18 protein-coding genes are annotated in these 13,912 nt (G+C 70.1%); 6 read left to right on the top strand and 12 right to left on the bottom strand.

Annotated features, from left to right (window positions below):
- Positions 1 to 299 precede the first annotated feature (299 nt).
- From SCK26_RS21785 to SCK26_RS21765, 5 genes are all read right to left on the bottom strand, one after another.
- Entirely contained in the window at positions 300 to 2,960 is a 2,661-nt protein-coding gene (locus SCK26_RS21785) for a bifunctional DNA primase/polymerase (RefSeq protein WP_318202994.1), read from the bottom strand.
- A gap of 271 nt (positions 2,961 to 3,231) precedes the next feature.
- Complete coding sequence (locus SCK26_RS21780; protein WP_318202993.1) at positions 3,232 to 3,699, bottom strand: hypothetical protein; 468 nt, start codon at positions 3,697 to 3,699, stop codon at positions 3,232 to 3,234.
- Positions 3,700 to 3,806: 107 nt separating this feature from the next.
- Complete coding sequence (locus SCK26_RS21775) at positions 3,807 to 4,397, bottom strand: hypothetical protein (protein ID WP_318202992.1); 591 nt, start codon at positions 4,395 to 4,397, stop codon at positions 3,807 to 3,809.
- An 87-nt stretch (positions 4,398 to 4,484) separates the two neighbouring features.
- The gene (locus SCK26_RS21770; RefSeq protein WP_318202991.1) at positions 4,485 to 4,739 is read right to left on the bottom strand and encodes a hypothetical protein; all 255 of its coding nucleotides are present in this window, start codon (positions 4,737 to 4,739) and stop codon (positions 4,485 to 4,487) included.
- The gene (locus SCK26_RS21765) at positions 4,736 to 4,948 is read right to left on the bottom strand and encodes a helix-turn-helix domain-containing protein (protein ID WP_318202990.1); all 213 of its coding nucleotides are present in this window, start codon (positions 4,946 to 4,948) and stop codon (positions 4,736 to 4,738) included. The genes SCK26_RS21770 and SCK26_RS21765 overlap by 4 nt, the downstream gene beginning before the upstream one ends.
- A 205-nt stretch (positions 4,949 to 5,153) precedes the next feature.
- On the opposite strand from SCK26_RS21765, the gene SCK26_RS21760 reads away from it, so the two are divergent.
- The 4 genes from SCK26_RS21760 (at position 5,154) to SCK26_RS21745 (ending at position 8,389) form a co-directional block, all read left to right on the top strand.
- On the top strand, positions 5,154 to 5,654 hold the full coding sequence (locus SCK26_RS21760; RefSeq protein ID WP_318202989.1) for a helix-turn-helix transcriptional regulator: 501 nt from the start codon (positions 5,154 to 5,156) through the stop codon (positions 5,652 to 5,654).
- Positions 5,655 to 5,751: 97 nt separating this feature from the next.
- Positions 5,752 to 6,162, top strand: coding sequence for a hypothetical protein (locus SCK26_RS21755; protein WP_318202988.1), 411 nt, complete (start codon positions 5,752 to 5,754; stop codon positions 6,160 to 6,162).
- 23 nt (positions 6,163 to 6,185) lie between these two features.
- Positions 6,186 to 7,490: a hypothetical protein gene (locus tag SCK26_RS21750; RefSeq protein ID WP_318202987.1), complete on the top strand. Its 1,305-nt coding sequence runs from the start codon at positions 6,186 to 6,188 to the stop codon at positions 7,488 to 7,490.
- A 650-nt stretch (positions 7,491 to 8,140) separates the two neighbouring features.
- On the top strand, positions 8,141 to 8,389 hold the full coding sequence (locus SCK26_RS21745) for a helix-turn-helix transcriptional regulator (RefSeq protein ID WP_318202986.1): 249 nt from the start codon (positions 8,141 to 8,143) through the stop codon (positions 8,387 to 8,389).
- A gap of 146 nt (positions 8,390 to 8,535) precedes the next feature.
- Here the strand turns inward: SCK26_RS21745 and SCK26_RS21740 are convergent, their stop codons facing one another.
- From SCK26_RS21740 to SCK26_RS21720, 5 genes are read right to left on the bottom strand one after another with little or no spacing between them, the layout of a single operon-like run.
- Entirely contained in the window at positions 8,536 to 9,228 is a 693-nt protein-coding gene (locus SCK26_RS21740) for a hypothetical protein (protein ID WP_318202985.1), read from the bottom strand.
- Positions 9,225 to 9,698: a hypothetical protein gene (locus SCK26_RS21735; protein WP_318202984.1), complete on the bottom strand. Its 474-nt coding sequence runs from the start codon at positions 9,696 to 9,698 to the stop codon at positions 9,225 to 9,227. The genes SCK26_RS21740 and SCK26_RS21735 overlap by 4 nt, the downstream gene beginning before the upstream one ends.
- Positions 9,695 to 9,943, bottom strand: coding sequence for a hypothetical protein (locus SCK26_RS21730; protein ID WP_318202983.1), 249 nt, complete (start codon positions 9,941 to 9,943; stop codon positions 9,695 to 9,697). Before SCK26_RS21730 ends, SCK26_RS21735 begins: the two co-directional genes overlap by 4 nt.
- Complete coding sequence (locus SCK26_RS21725) at positions 9,940 to 10,350, bottom strand: ATP-binding protein (protein WP_318202982.1); 411 nt, start codon at positions 10,348 to 10,350, stop codon at positions 9,940 to 9,942. The genes SCK26_RS21730 and SCK26_RS21725 overlap by 4 nt, the downstream gene beginning before the upstream one ends.
- Positions 10,351 to 10,355: 5 nt before the next feature.
- Complete coding sequence (locus SCK26_RS21720) at positions 10,356 to 10,550, bottom strand: hypothetical protein (protein WP_318202981.1); 195 nt, start codon at positions 10,548 to 10,550, stop codon at positions 10,356 to 10,358.
- Positions 10,551 to 10,704: 154 nt separating this feature from the next.
- On the opposite strand from SCK26_RS21720, the gene SCK26_RS21715 reads away from it, so the two are divergent.
- Together SCK26_RS21715 and SCK26_RS21710 are read left to right on the top strand one after the other, a co-directional pair.
- Entirely contained in the window at positions 10,705 to 11,163 is a 459-nt protein-coding gene (locus tag SCK26_RS21715) for a hypothetical protein (RefSeq protein ID WP_318202980.1), read from the top strand.
- Positions 11,164 to 11,188: 25 nt separating this feature from the next.
- Positions 11,189 to 12,532 (top strand): hypothetical protein, encoded by a 1,344-nt coding sequence (locus SCK26_RS21710; RefSeq protein ID WP_318202979.1) that lies wholly within the window; start codon positions 11,189 to 11,191, stop codon positions 12,530 to 12,532.
- A gap of 727 nt (positions 12,533 to 13,259) precedes the next feature.
- Here the strand turns inward: SCK26_RS21710 and SCK26_RS21705 are convergent.
- The gene (locus SCK26_RS21705) at positions 13,260 to 13,610 is read right to left on the bottom strand and encodes a hypothetical protein (RefSeq protein WP_318202978.1); all 351 of its coding nucleotides are present in this window, start codon (positions 13,608 to 13,610) and stop codon (positions 13,260 to 13,262) included.
- A gap of 17 nt (positions 13,611 to 13,627) precedes the next feature.
- Entirely contained in the window at positions 13,628 to 13,894 is a 267-nt protein-coding gene (locus SCK26_RS21700) for a hypothetical protein (protein ID WP_318202612.1), read from the bottom strand.
- Positions 13,895 to 13,912 lie beyond the last annotated feature (18 nt).

The raw sequence follows: 13,912 nt of genomic DNA, 5'->3' as shown, positions 1-13,912 counted from the left end.
GCGGGGACTCAGGCGCGGTCCCAGTACGGCCCTGATCAGTGACTTTGCGGGGACGCGGGGACCTGCGGGGAGCTGGGGAATCCCCTGATGCCGGAGGACGCCGGAACCTCCATGCGATGGAGGCGGCGCATGTGATGCGCGATGTGCGTGGGACGCGCGCGCTGTACGAGAGGAGGTGAGGGGTCCCCGCAGGCCCCCGCGTCCCCGCCTCCGTGCAGGTCGGCGCCTGTGCCGGGACCTGGCGTAGTCCCTGCGAAGGTCCCGCAGAGTCCCCGCAGTCCCCGCAGGGAAGCCGCCGGTCATGACTCGTGCCGCCCGGTGCCGCGGTCCCCGTGGACGTCGACTCGCCACAGGTTCTGCTTCTTGTGGCTGTCGACGACCATGACGGCCTTGTGGGTGCCGAAGTAGCGGCCAGCACGGGCCTTGAGCCAGATGCCCAGCTGGTTCGCGCTCGGTGGATCGTCGCCCTTGCGGGGCACGTGGTTGGGCAGGCTCTTGATGACGGCACCGGCCTGGACCGGCTCGGCGCCGAAGGTCTCCCGCCACATTTCCAGGAAGAGAGCCCACTCCTGGTACTCGTCGTCCTGGTCACGGGTGTTGGCGCTGTCGGCCATCCACCCCTCGACGCCGAGGAAGTTGAGCAGGCCGGCCATCATGGAGGCCCACTCGCTGTAGTCGCCCTTGCGGACGCGGACGGTGGGTGCCCCGGCGGCGAACCACGCTCGGACGAGGGTGACCAGCGCAGCGACCAGAGTCGACGCGTTGTCGCGTAGCCAGGGCCGGAGGTCCCCGACGCGGAACCCATCGCGCTGGTCCGGGTCGGGGCAGTCGGGATCGAGTTTCACCCAGAGGACGCGGCGGCCGTTGTCGCCGCCGGTCCGCAGAGCGTTGCCGGTGACGAGCCACAGCCGGTCGTTGCGCATGGTGACCTTGCCGGTGGCCCCCAGAATGCGGTCACCCCAGTGCTCACCGGTAAGTAGGGCGGAGAGGATCGGCGTCTTCAGTACGAAGCCGTTCGGCAGGTTGTCGAACACGACGACCGGACTGCCGGTGCCATACAGCTGGGTGGTGATCGACTTCCGCAGCTCGGTGTCGTTCTCGGGCCAGGCCGTGTCCGCCGTGCCGTAGCAGTACTTGAAGATGTCCTTGAGCAGGGTCTTGCCGCTGCCCATCGCAGTGGCGGTGATGGCCACCATCTGGGTCGGCCCGTGGAAGTACGCGCGCAGGATCGGGGTGAGCAGCGCACCCAGGTAGTTGGCCCGGTCGCTGGCGGCCACCCATGGGAAGTCGGCGAGCACCTGGTCGAGGACGATGTCCTTCGCTCGGGCGAGACTCTCGCGGGTCACCTGCGGCTGGAGACGACGGAGGGGGACCCGCGGCTCCAGGTACAGGCCGGTTGCCCGGTCGTACCCCGGGGCCTCCAAGAGGCTGCCGTCGGGCCGGATCACGGGCGAGGTGACGACCCCGCGCAGGGGAGGCAGTGGCCAGTCCTTCCGGCCAAGGATGGTCGAGCAGCTCTTGGGCATGAGCAGCTCGCGCTGCTCCTCCAGCTGCTCGGTGATCGGATTCCGCTTCACGATGTAGCTGCTGACGTGGTCGGCGAGGTAGGCGCGCAGGTTGTCCGTCCGCAGCTGCTGCACCACCGGGTCGTCGTTCTCGTCCCGGTACACCCAGCACGGGCCACCCGAGCGCTTGTAGAGGTCAGGCAGCCGGCCGTTGGCCATGAGCGCCAAGACGCCGTCGATGGCGTCGGCCTCGTTGGTGATGTCCAGCTCGGGACGGGACGAGACGGCGCGCAGCTGGGGACCGCCCTCGAACCCGTCACCCGAGTCCGGGGCGTGGTCGGGGTCCAGCGCGGAGGACCCATCGGCGAAGTGCTGCGGCTGGGCAGGGACCGGGGAAAGGCGCCGACGGGTCGGCTCTGTGCCGTATCCCTTCTTGCGCAGGGCGGCGGCCGCGGCCTTGTGGTTGGAGCCATGATGGAGGAGGGCGTAGGCCCCGAACTTGGTGTAGGGCACCTCAGCGGTGAACTCGGTGGATGTCGTGAACACGAACAGCCGATCCCGGTCGGGGGCGTGGCCGGTCGTTGCGGAGGCTCCCTGGGACTTGCCAGGGCGACGCCAGTAGCGAGTGGCGCCGCGCTGGGTGATAAGCGTCCATCCCGCCGGCCCGAGGATGTCCGCCCAGTCGGCTCGCGCCTCGAAATCCTCGCCGGGGCGCAGACCGCCGTCGGGCAGCGGCTCGCGAGGGGGCGGTGCGGTCTTCGGTGCCTCGGGCACGGGCATCTGGTCGACCATCCGGCAGACGTCCCGGATCGCGTCCACGGTGTCGGCGTCCAGGACGGGGATGGTGGCGGGGGACCCGGCGAGCCGAACGTACGGACGGCCCGTTTCGTGCACTGCGCCGCCGGACGGCTCTACCAGGCCGTACCCGCCCTCACCGCGCGTCTCGATCAGGACGCGCCTGATCTTCGTGTTCGGCTTCTCGGCGACGCGCTGCCGCTCCGAGGCGTCCCACTCGTCTTCCCGTGCGAGACGAGAGGCCAGCCTGCGGTTGGGCGGCACGGGGCCACCGTCGATGCGCACGCGGTAGTGCCTGCCGCCCGACGGGGACTCGGTCACCCAGCCGTTCAGGATTGCCGACCACGGCTCGCCGAGGCCGGACGCTCCCATGATCTCCGTGACCTCGTCCAGCAGACCCTCGCGGAGGGCGAGGCCCTCCATCTCGATCAGCTCGACATGCCCGGAGACGGCGCCGTAGACCACGGCGATGCCGCCCCCCCGGTCCTCGCCGAACCACTGGTCGTGGTCGGCGGGGGTGGAGCGCTCGACCTTGTACGGGGTCCAGGAGCGCAGGGACGGTGCCTTGCTGCCGTCGGCCTTGATGGGGATGACGCACAGGCCGGCGTCGTGCAGCTCGCGGGCGGCGGCCCGGAGGTCGGCGGGCTGCGTGTCGGTCAAGGGGTGCTCCGGTGGTGGTACTGGGCCAGGTGGTAGTCCCTGACGCCAGCGACGAAGGCGGTGACGCCGGCGGGCCCGCGGCGGGTAGGGCGCCCGGCGGCATCGGCGACGCGGTCGCTCGCGCAGACGGGACCTTCGAGGCGGTGGGGGCAGTCGGGGCGCAAGCACTCGTAGCGGGCGCGGAGGTTGTCCATGTCGACGAACAGGGCGCCGTCGAACGGGAGTGGATCCGCGCGACCCGGAGTGTCCCGGGCGCGCGGGGCGTCAGCCGTCACGGTGCCGTCCGGGACGTGCGCGCGTGCCAGCCGTCGATGTCCTCCACATGGCCGGCCGCGACGGACGCCTGGAAGGCGGCCCCGCGCGCAGCGGCTTCGTCGCGTTGCGCGACTTCCTCGCGCAGCAGGACGAGAGTGCGGGCCGGCCGCTGTCCGGCCGGGACGATGGCCATGCCTCCGCCGCCGGCCGTCCAGATGATCATCGTCCGGAAGACTTCGTCGTCGCGTGACGTGTGCACCGTGATGTCGTGTTGCGCGGCGTACGCGCGCAGCTGCTCGCGGGCGAGGATGTCCGAGACCCAGGCGATGCTGGAGCTGGGAGCACCGTTGATCCGGATCAGGTCACCGAGGGCGTCAAGGACGGGAGCCAGTTCCTGGCCGACGACCAGCTTCGCGGCCTCGATCTGGACCAAGGTGCGGGCGACCGCGGGGGAGGGCTCGAACTCCGTGGGCTGCTGCTGCATGAGCGGCTCCGTTCTGTGCGTACTGGTGAATCGGGCTGCTCAAGGCGCCCTCGTGCGGGCCCCGGGCCCGCCCTGAGAAAGACGGCGTGCCCGGGGCAGTCAGAAGGTCAGCGGCCACCCGCCTCGCCATTCGCGTCCTCGCGGAGGGCCTGCGTCGGCGCGAACAGGCGTGTCAGCCGGTCCACCGACGCCGCGGCCTTCGGGGTCAGCGAGTACGCGATCGGGTCCTCGTCCACCGGCCGGTTCTTGCTGGCGAGCAGCTGCTCCAGGTCGGCGACCCGGGTCAACAGCCACTCGACCGCCGGCGCCACCCGCTCGTGGATCTCCATCTCGGCCGGGACACGGCGCGGCCCCCCGGCCGGGGACAGCAGACCCCGTACGGCCAGCAGGTCGGCCTCGGCCGCCGCGAGCCGGACACGGCGCCGCTCGTCCTGGCTTTCCAGCTCGGCGATCCGGGCCTCGGCGTCCAGCACCCGGCGCAGCACCGGCCCCATCCGCTCGCCCATCCAGGAGACGAGGTTGAGGCAGTACAGGTCTTCCCACGTCGGGTGGTCGTGCTCGCGGCGGTCCCGAATCGACTCGGCGAGCTGCTCCAGGAGACGGTTGGTCGCGGGCTGCGCGTCGCCGATCAGCTCGGCGAGCTGCGCGCGCTGCTCGGAGGTCGATGGCGGGGTGTTGGCGGTAAGCTCAATGGTCACGGTGACCTCTGCTTTCTCTGTGGTGGGGGCGCCAGTCGGGGGTCGCCGGGCCGGGCAAGTCAGGCGGCCCTTCGGCGCGTCAGGGGGTCAGGCGATCTGCGGCTCGACGGCGCCCAGCTGGGAGTTGCGGCGCAGGTCTTCGGCCGTGAAGGTGATGCGTCCGCCGTCGTTGTGGTGCCACAGGGCTCGGCGGTAGCAGCGCTCCTTGAGCGTGCGGACGCTGGAGTACGGCAACAGCTGGTGTTCGACCACCTGTTCGGGGCTCCAGCGGCGGAATTCGGCCTCGCTCTGCGTGGCCGGGCGGGTGTTGGGGCTGCGCGTCTTCGTGGCCTTGGCGGTCACGGTGTCGTCTCCTCGTCGAGGATCAGGCCCTCCGGCACGTGGAGGGCGGCGGCCACCCTTCGGAGCTGCTCAGAGCCGACCTCCCGAACCTGGCCCCGTTCGAGGCGAGACAGGTATCCCCGGTTCAGGCCGGTTTGGGCTTCCAGCTTACGAAGGCTCAGACCACGCCCCTGCCGGATGCCCCTGATCATGCTTCCCTTGGGCTTCACGCCTACATTCTCACCACACGTTGAGTACGCGATGCAAGCAGTCTGCCTACTTTTTTGAGCCGCTCATCAGCGCAGCACGCACCCTTTAGGCAGAGCTTCAACGGACTGTGCAACCATGAGCCGTTGAAGTGCCTAGTAATGCCCAGGTCAACGCGCCGGATCTGAGCTATGTGCCTGCAACCAGCCTGTGCCAGGATGTGGACTCATGGATGAGATGACCAAGAGGCTGGGGGAAGCGCTGCAAGCAGCGCGCGAAGGGCGCCGGCCGAAGCTCACCCAACCCGAAGCGGCAAGGCAGCTCGGCGTTGGCCGTAGCACAGTCCAGAACATCGAGGCGGGCCGGTTCAGCAAGATCAGCCAAACGGTGCGCCAGTACGCAGCCCTGCTTGGCTGGCCGGACGGCGCGGTCGAACGGGTAGCCGCCGGCGGCTCGGTCCAGGGGGAGACCGAGGTGAAGGAAGAGGCGCGCGCAGGCGAGCCGCTGCTACCGCCGGCAGTGGAGTACGAGCTACGCACGAACGAGACGCTCGACTCCACCGTGATCAGCCTCGGCCCAGACGAGGATGACGGACACGTGATCGTTGTTCTCCAGGGCCGCAAAGGCGCCACGCCGGACGAGGTGGCTCGGATCGCTGCGCGCTACCGGAAGGTCAGGCGCTACGTGCAGAGTCTCGCCGCCGAGCCGGACGAGGTTGCAGATATGTGACTGACATATGCAAGGTAGGTGCGTTACCGCCACTCGTGTGGTTGCATGCATACACACCGTCACCGGGAGGGGGCACCACTCGGCGGAACGGGGCATTGTGTTGCTCAAGATCGAGGTGAAGAGGCATGCCCAGGGTACGGAGTACTTCAAGCCCTGGATCGAGGATCACGAAGACGGCTGCACGTTCCACTTCCACTGGGACGACATCAGCGACGAAGGCGTTGGAGTCTTCGCCGAGCTGTTCAACCAGCAGGCTCGGCGCTGGCACCCGCGCCCGCCCGGGAGGCCTGTAGGCCCTCGCATACCCATCACGATGGAGCGGCGTACCGTGATGGAGCACGGCGCTGCCGTGGCGGTTGATGACCGCGCCGCGTACATCGCCTACACCGTGCGCGCTGACCTGATCAGCGAGCGCGGCGCCAAGTACATCACGCAGACGCAGTCGGAGCGCTCGCCATACTGGGAGCGCACTCCGGCCCGCTATCAGGTCAGCTGCCCGACCGTGTAGTCGCCGGGAAGGAGGGGCGGAGCATGGCCCACACGCAGAAGGTCTACAAGGTCAAGGACGGGAAGAAGACAAAGCAGTTCACTTGGCGGGTCAAGTACAAGGCGCCGGAGGGGCACGTACCGCCGTGGCTGTCCAGGTCTGGGTTCCCGACGAAGAAGACGGCGGAGGACTGGGGCGCGGAGCAGGAGCGGCTGATCCGTGAGGGAACGTGGATCGACCCGGACAAGAGCAGTACGACGTTCGGGGAGTTCGCACGCATCTTCATGGCGTCGCGAAAGAAGCGCGGACGGACGGTCGGCACCCGGTGGGACAAGCTGGAGACTCACATCCTGCCGCGCTGGGACGGCGTGCCGCTGCGCAAGATCACATGGTTCGACGTCGACACCTGGCAGCAGACGATGGGTATCGCGGACGTCAGCCGCGGGCACTGCGTCAGCCTGATGTCCAGCATCATGACTGCTGCCCAGGACGCCGGCTACATCACGGTGAACCCGTTGTTCGGCCGGCGCCGGACGACGGACACGTCCGGCGACGCGGCCAGGCCGAAGCCGCCGAAGATCCGGCGCGACGGGGGTGCACGGCCGGAGGATGCGATCCTCCTGGCGGAGCGGCTCGGGCCGGCCATTGGAGTACACGTCCTCACCACGGCCTTCGGGGGGCTGCGGTGGGGCGAGGGCCTCGGGCTACACCGGGACAACACGCTGCTGATGCGGCGCCAGCCCTGGGGTTCGGGGACCTTCGAGTGCCCGATCCTACGGATCGTTGAGGAATACGCCGAGTACACCGAGCGGGATGACACGGGCACGAAGACGGGGTACGTCGTCCGGCTGGAGCCGACGAAGAACGACGGCTCGACGCGCGACGTGGACGTGCCCCCGTTCCTCGCGCAGCTGCTGCGCCACCACCTTCAGGACTGGCCGCACGAGCGGGTGTTCTGCACACCGTCCGGGCGGCCTTGGCTGCGCGGCAACTGGTCGCGCATGTTCCGCCCGGCCTGTGACGGTCGGCCGGCCCGGGAGAAGCGGCAGGGCGTCAGCTACCGGGGGGCGTGGGAGCCGATTCTGCCGGGCCTGGACATGCGGGCCCTGCGCGCGCTGCACGACACGCTGCAGTCCGAGCTGGGGGTGAAGGAGCCGCTGGCGTTCGAGGCGGCCGGCCACCGGCGCCCGGGCATCAAGCGGCACTACCAGAAGCCGACGGCCGCGATGCGCGCGGAGCGCCTTGACGGGCTGGAGGAGACATTCTGGAGGGCGATGCGTAACGTGGGACTCAGGGCGATGTGGGGCCGGGTGGACCTGAGGAAGCACCCCACAGGGTTCATCGACTAAATATCGACTAAACGATCACCGGTCGTGCAACCACAGCGATCCTGATCAGCAGGGATTACGGCCTACAACACCGCTCTCCTAAAGCGGGTGTCGCAGGTTCGAATCCTGCCGGGGGCACAGGCTTGCGCAGCAGGTCAGAGGGCGCACAGGCCCGTCGTTCTGTTCGAACGGCGGGCCTGTTTGGCGCTCGGAGTCCACATGGAATCCACACCCCCACGTGATCTTGCTTGAAGTCACCCGTTCGAGTGACTGGACTTCTTGCATATGCCACGTACAGTGAGGGCAACGGAGCGGGCAGGTGCGTCTCCCCACGCGCGCCTGAGACGCGCGCTCCGTGGACCTGCGTGGTGTCCGGCGGGGAGGCCGGCCCAGCAGGCGGAGGGCCCCCGTCGCAGTAGTCGACGGGGGCCCTTCTCGTACAACGTAGACCGCCCCGGGCGCTGTTGCACCCGGGGCGGGACGCCTTGACCAAGTCGTGGCGTCTAACGGCCGGAAGAGGCGGAGACGCGTAACGCCCCACCGACCGCTCCTTGCCGCCTGCACCCACTGCCACGGGAGCCGGCGGTGTCTGTGAAGCCGTTCACCGCAAGATCATCAAATTTGCCTGACCAGGCAAAGACAAGCGAGCAAGATCGTTACAGCGTGGGTAGGTGCCACTCGACCCGATGCCCGACTGGGTGCTCACCCGCCGCCGGGAGATCGGGGCACGCATCCGAGCAGCGCGCCACCACGCCGGCCTCACCCAGATACAGCTCGGTGACCGCATCGGCCGAGACAACCGGACCATCCACCGCTGGGAGTACGCGCAGCGCGTCCCCACGCTGGAAGACCTGCTGCTCCTCGCCGATGCCTTAGGGGTCCGCCCGAGCGACCTCTTCGGTGACGACGCTGCGAGATAGCTCCAGCCCCTGTGAGCGGCCGTCCCCGACGGGGGGCAGGGACGGCCGCTCGTCTCCAGCGCTGGGCCCGCGCCGTCGTCCGAGGCACCGCGCTGGAGATCTGACCGTGCCCGGCCGCGGCTGGCGGCGGCTGCCGGGCACGGGGCTCATCTCATCGCCCGGATCATCGCGGTCTCCTCTTCGGCCAGGGCGTCGAGGTCGGTCACGGGGGTGACGTCCTCCAGAGTGATGATGAGACGGGTGGCGAGGACCCAGCGGATACGCCTGGTGTCGCTGAACGGGACGCGATGCAGGTCCTTGGCGGCCAGCGCCTTCAGCGTGCGCGGATTGAAGAGCACACCGGCCACGCCCCAGACCGGCGTGTGCCCGACGAGTGCCGCCGCCCAACCGCGGTCACGCAGCGGCGGGCACTCCTGGACGGCGAGGCGGGCACAGACCGCGTGCACGGGCGGAGACATCGTCTGCTCCCCGACGGTGATGGGCCGGCCGCCCGACGAACCGGCCAAGAACAAGGTGCGTTCGTCCTTCCGGGTCCCGACCGTGGGCCCGCCGCAGACCTGGCAGAGCAGGCGGCTCATCGCCTGCCGCTGCCGCAGGGCGTGGACGACCACGAAGTCGGGCCGGCCGCCCCGCACGGCCGGCATGCGCACCCAGGGCACGCCGTAGTGCCGGTCGAAGTGGCTGACCTCGTCCCGGAAGCCCAGTCCTCGACCGCCGTGCCCCTCGATGACGTCGATCGGCTGAGGCGGGGTGGCCTCCTTGGTCCAGGCGGTGATGAACGGGACGGGGCGGCCGTTCCAGTAGCGGACGGGGCGGATGGGGCTGGTGGCGGTGGTCATCGGGTGCTCGCCCTCCTGGCTAGGCACCGCAGGTGGGCGTACCCGAGGTTGAAACCGTCGCTTCCCTCCCAGCGCACGGGGGCGACCAGTTCCGTTGCCAGCAGCGGGGCGGGGCAGGACAGGCACACGGCCTTCTTCTCGATCGGTAGCCTGGTCTGCTCGTGCTGGAGGCGGCGCCCGTGGCCGACGTAGCAGGTCCCCTGCTGCTTGCAGGTGGTGCAGGCGGAGAAGTGCAGGTGCCAGTCGTACCAGGTGATGTACCAGGCGAGCTGGGCCGAGTAGCAGCGCGTGCAGGCCCGGCGCGGGAGCCCGGCCGACGGTTCCAGCTCCACGGCGGTGACGTCCGCCGGGTCGGCGCACCAGACGCATGCCTTGCCGGCGCGGGCGGCCTCGGGCAGCCAGCGGGGCAGCTCGTACCAGGAGACGAGCTGGTGCAGTCGGGCCAGTTCTTCGGGGACTTGTACGGTCATCGGGGCAACTCCAGAAGCAGAGTCAGCAGCGCCTGCATGACCGGGCAGGGCTTCAGGTCGTAGACGCACTGCGGGCAGGGGCCGGGGTGGGCGATGTACGCCTGGGCCGCGGCCCGCAGGGTGCACCAGGTGCATTCGGCTCCGCGCGCCTTGGCGGCGGGGAGGCTGTTCAGGGGCGGCAGGGGGAGCAGCGGGCGCAGATCGGCGGTGATGCGGGCCACGGTCCTGGCCGGCGAAGTCGTCATGCCGGACCCCCATCGGTAGCAACCTCCAGGTCGGCCCACACCAGCTTCTCCCAGGGCCAGCGGGTGCAGCCCCAGCGCCTGGTGATGGCGTCCACGACCGCCAGGCCGCGCCCGGCAGTGTCGAGGGGGCCTGCGGTCCGGAGTTCGGGCCAGGCGTCAGGGCGCCTGTCGATGACGATGAGCCGCACGGCGTCCGGCGGCAGCCGGCGCACGATGATCCGGACGGTCGGTGTCTCGGTGTACTTGACCGCGTTGGTCACCAGCTCCGTCACGACCAGCGCGGCATCGTCCAGCACGCCGAGCAGACCCCATTGCTTCAGGACGTCGACCACGAAGTGCCGCGCGTCCGGCGCGGCGCCCGGTTCCCGGGGCAGTACGCGGACCTGCGGCAGGTGCCTGCCTCCCATCGCCATCACCGCACGACCTCCGGCCAAGGCGTCGGCTGCTGGGGGATGCTCACGCGGGGCAGGCCGAGCAGATACGCAACGCGCTCGGCGGTGGCCAACTCGTCTCCGTGCTCGCCGATCTCGTACCCGTAGTCGGTGACGTACCGGCCGCCGTACGCGGTGACGGTCTCGCCGAGTCCCGGATGCAGAGGGTTTGCCACGATAACAGTGTGTTGTTCCTGATTCATCACAGACAGCCCACGGGCTGCCAGGTGATCGGCCAGAATGGCCGAGGCAGTCATCGCGTCCATGCTTCGATCCCACAGCAGCTCGCGCGCTCGCAGGATCTGACAACCTATGACACGGAGTTGATCAATGCCTCTAGCTGCGGCGATTACCGGAACGCGGCAAACCGGGCACCGAGAACTCGCCTGGTTCGGTTACCTGTTCCGCACCTACCTCGCTCCATGGGCGGCCGATGACGCGCACTTCTACATCGGCGGCGCGAAGGGGATCGACAGCCTTACCCTGTTGTGGCTTGCTGGGCATACGCAGAGCCGGATCACAATCGTCGTTCCTGGCACGGTGACGCAGCAGCCGGCCGAGGCGCGGCAGGCCATCGCGCGGTGTCGCGACCGGATCGCCGAGATCGTCGAACTCGGCGCCGCCGAGCTGCGCACACCCGCCTACCACGCTCGCAACCGGCACATGGTCGACCGGGCGCAGATGGTGCTCGGGTTCCCGCTCGGCGGGCCCGAGGGGACGTCGGGAACATGGCAGACGATCAACTATGCAGCCTCGCAGGGGAAACCACGACTGATCGTGCCCATATGAACGACGGAGCGTGCATCATGAGGACATGAGCACGCACGACAGACTCGTCGGCGCTGCCACACTCAAGCGGTTACGGCTCGCCCGCGGCTGGTCGCTCGCCGGCCTCGCCCGCGCCCTCGTCGCTAAGGCTGCTGAACTCGGGCAGCCGCTCGACGCGACTGTCACGAGTGTGCAGCGGTCCGTCGCACGGTGGGAAGCCAGCAAGGCGCCGATCCTGCCGGGCGAGCGGTATCAACTGCTGCTCGCGCACCTGTACGCCCGCGACGCCGACGGGCATGTGCTGCTCGGTGTCGGCTCGGACTTCGACGAGTTGCTCAACGCGCTCGCGCACCTCGGCGAGAGTGAGTACCGCCTCGACGAGCTGCGCACGCTGCTCGTGCGGACGGCGACCGACAGCGGCGGCGGGTTGCTCGCGCTGCTCGGCCCGGCGACGCAGCACGCACTCTCTGCCGCCCTCGCCGATCCCGCCCGCCTCAACGAGGGGGTGCTCGCCGACATGCGGCTCGCCGTCGGCGACGTGAACCGGCAAGTCGGTTCGGTTCCATTCGTGCGGGTGCAGCTCTTGCTCGCACCGATCGTCGAGTCGTGCCGCCGGCTGCTCGACTCCGCCGTGCCCGAGCCGCTGCTGCCCGACCTCCAGGCGGTCGCAGCCCAGGCGTTCACCATTGCCGGCCGGGCGGCGTTCGAGACACGCGACGATGCCGCAGCGCGGGCGTTGTACGCCGAGGCGACCGCCGCGGCGGGGGGCACTGGTTCGTCGTGGCGGCGCGCAGTTGTCCATATGAGTCACGCCCTGGTCACCTTGTACTCGACGCCCGGCATCGAGGCAGCGCAGCAGCTCGTCGACGCCGCGGTGCGCGACGCCCGCGCCGGTGAGAGTGTGACGGTCCGAGCCCGAGCGCACGCCCTGCAAGCGGAGATCGCCGCCCGCGCCGGTGCCGAGCGGAGCGCGCGAGCGGCGCTCGCCCTCGCCTGGTACGACATAGACAGCGACCGTGACGGCGATCCGGCCTCAACCTCGTTCTCGGCCGCGCACCTGCGCGGGTTCGAGGGCGTCACCTCGCTGTACGTCGGCGACCCCGCCGAGGCGCACGACTACTTCGCCCGGTCCGCCGAGGCGCTACAGGCACCGCGCGAGCAGGTGCAGCGGGCGATCGTGGCCACCGATCAGGCACTCGCCCGCATCCGGCTCGACGAGCCCGAGTCGGCGGCCGAGTTGCTGCACGGCTGCATCAACGCCGCCTCGGCGACCGGCGGCCGGGTCGCCTCGATCCGACTGCGTCGGGCCCGCAGCGACCTGCGGCCGTGGCGCCGCGAGGACTGGTTCGCCGACCTCGACGACCACCTGATCGACTCGCTCGGCGCGTAGTCGGCCCCGAACGCACGAACGCGCCCCTGCCCGGCCGCGAGGCCAGACAGGGGCGCAGGTGTTCATGTGATGCGGCGGCGCTCGGCGGGCAGCCCGAGCAGCGTCGACGACGGGCTCGGCGACGGATCACTCGGCTCCGGTGCGCCGTCCCGCCGGCAGACGAGCGCGTCAGGGTCCCACGATGGGGTCTGCAGGCTGTACCCGTCCGGGCACGTCTGCCCGTCGCGGCCGTCCTCTCCGTCCTTCCCGTTTTCGCCCGGCGGGCCCGCCGGACCCGCAGGACCAGCCGGCCCAGTGGGGCCAACGGCGCCGGCGGACCCCGGCTCTCCGTCCGTACCCCGCGCGCCCACCGCGCCGTCAGCGCCGTCTACACCATCGGCACCCTTCTTCCCCGGCGATCCGGCCGGCCCTGGAGAACCAGACGGGCCGGGCTTCCCAGGCGGACCAGAATCGCCGGGCGGACCGGACGGGCCGCGGGGCCCAGTCACTGAGGCTCCTCGCTCGCCGCGGCTCCCGGGCGGACCGGCGACCGGCGTCCCGCCCATGCCTTCCACCTGGCGGGCCAGCGCGTCACGGGCGCCGTTCGCGGCGTGCAGATCGCGTGACAGAGCCACCACCTGGACGGCGAGCCAGCCCATGAAGAGCACGACCATCACGCCGGTCGCCGCGATCAACCACTCGGCCCGGGGCAACCGCCGATGCGCCCTGCGGGCTCTGCGTGCGACGCTCACCGTGCCACCACCGCCCACACAGCAATCGCCGCGGACAGAAGCCCCATGATGACGGGCAGGACCATCTGGTAGAGCCGGGCCTGCCGCTCGCGCTCGCGCCGGTCCCGTTCGTCCCGCTGGTACTGCTCGAACGCGTTTTCCAGGGCGTCCCGGGCGTCCGCGACCTTCTGCACGTCCTGGCCCAGAGCGGTGATGCGCTGGTCGGTGTAGGCGGACTGGAGGGTGTAGACCTCCGTGCTCACGACCTTGTCGAGGCGGGCGTTGATGCCCTGCCCCATGGCTCGGATCTCCTCGCGCAGGGCGTCCACGGTGCGCCCGAGTTCGCCGACGCTCAGCTCGTCGGGCACGTGCCGCTCCTAGCCGGTCAGACGCCCGGTGCCGTGGACGCGCTGTTCTTCGGGCCGATGAGCCGGGCCGCGATTCCCTTGACGAGGGTCACGACGGCGGCCAGGCCGGCGGTGCCGGCGCCCTCCCAGAAGGAGACGGACAGCATGTCGGCCGGGCCGCCCGCGAGCGCGACGGCCCCGGCGGCGCCGAGGAATGTCCAGATGACGCGCTCGGCGAGGTCGCGTGTGTAGGTCTTCGCCGTCTTCACGACCATCTCGTTGCTGGGCAGGTGGAGCTGGGACATGGTGGATCGGTCCTCTCA

The organism is Streptomyces sp. SCL15-4 (genome assembly GCF_033366695.1).
Taxonomy (GTDB): Bacteria; Actinomycetota; Actinomycetes; order Streptomycetales; family Streptomycetaceae; genus Streptomyces.
Note: the sequence above shows the minus strand (reverse complement) of the source record. Positions and strands in the feature narration are given on the sequence as shown.

What these genes read in the sequence shown, in the direction of transcription:
- SCK26_RS21780 (WP_318202993.1), bottom strand. Translation starts at nt 3,699, where the DNA reads ATGCAGCAGCAGCCCACGGAGTTCGAGCCCTCCCCCGCGGTCGCCCGC.
- SCK26_RS21760 (WP_318202989.1), top strand. Translation starts at nt 5,154, where the DNA reads ATGGATGAGATGACCAAGAGGCTGGGGGAAGCGCTGCAAGCAGCGCGC.
- SCK26_RS21750 (WP_318202987.1), top strand. Translation starts at nt 6,186, where the DNA reads ATGGCCCACACGCAGAAGGTCTACAAGGTCAAGGACGGGAAGAAGACA.
- SCK26_RS21740 (WP_318202985.1), bottom strand. Translation starts at nt 9,228, where the DNA reads ATGACCACCGCCACCAGCCCCATCCGCCCCGTCCGCTACTGGAACGGC.
- SCK26_RS21735 (WP_318202984.1), bottom strand. Translation starts at nt 9,698, where the DNA reads ATGACCGTACAAGTCCCCGAAGAACTGGCCCGACTGCACCAGCTCGTC.
- SCK26_RS21730 (WP_318202983.1), bottom strand. Translation starts at nt 9,943, where the DNA reads ATGACGACTTCGCCGGCCAGGACCGTGGCCCGCATCACCGCCGATCTG.
- SCK26_RS21725 (WP_318202982.1), bottom strand. Translation starts at nt 10,350, where the DNA reads ATGGGAGGCAGGCACCTGCCGCAGGTCCGCGTACTGCCCCGGGAACCG.
- SCK26_RS21715 (WP_318202980.1), top strand. Translation starts at nt 10,705, where the DNA reads ATGCCTCTAGCTGCGGCGATTACCGGAACGCGGCAAACCGGGCACCGA.
- SCK26_RS21710 (WP_318202979.1), top strand. Translation starts at nt 11,189, where the DNA reads ATGAGCACGCACGACAGACTCGTCGGCGCTGCCACACTCAAGCGGTTA.
- SCK26_RS21700 (WP_318202612.1), bottom strand. Translation starts at nt 13,894, where the DNA reads ATGTCCCAGCTCCACCTGCCCAGCAACGAGATGGTCGTGAAGACGGCG.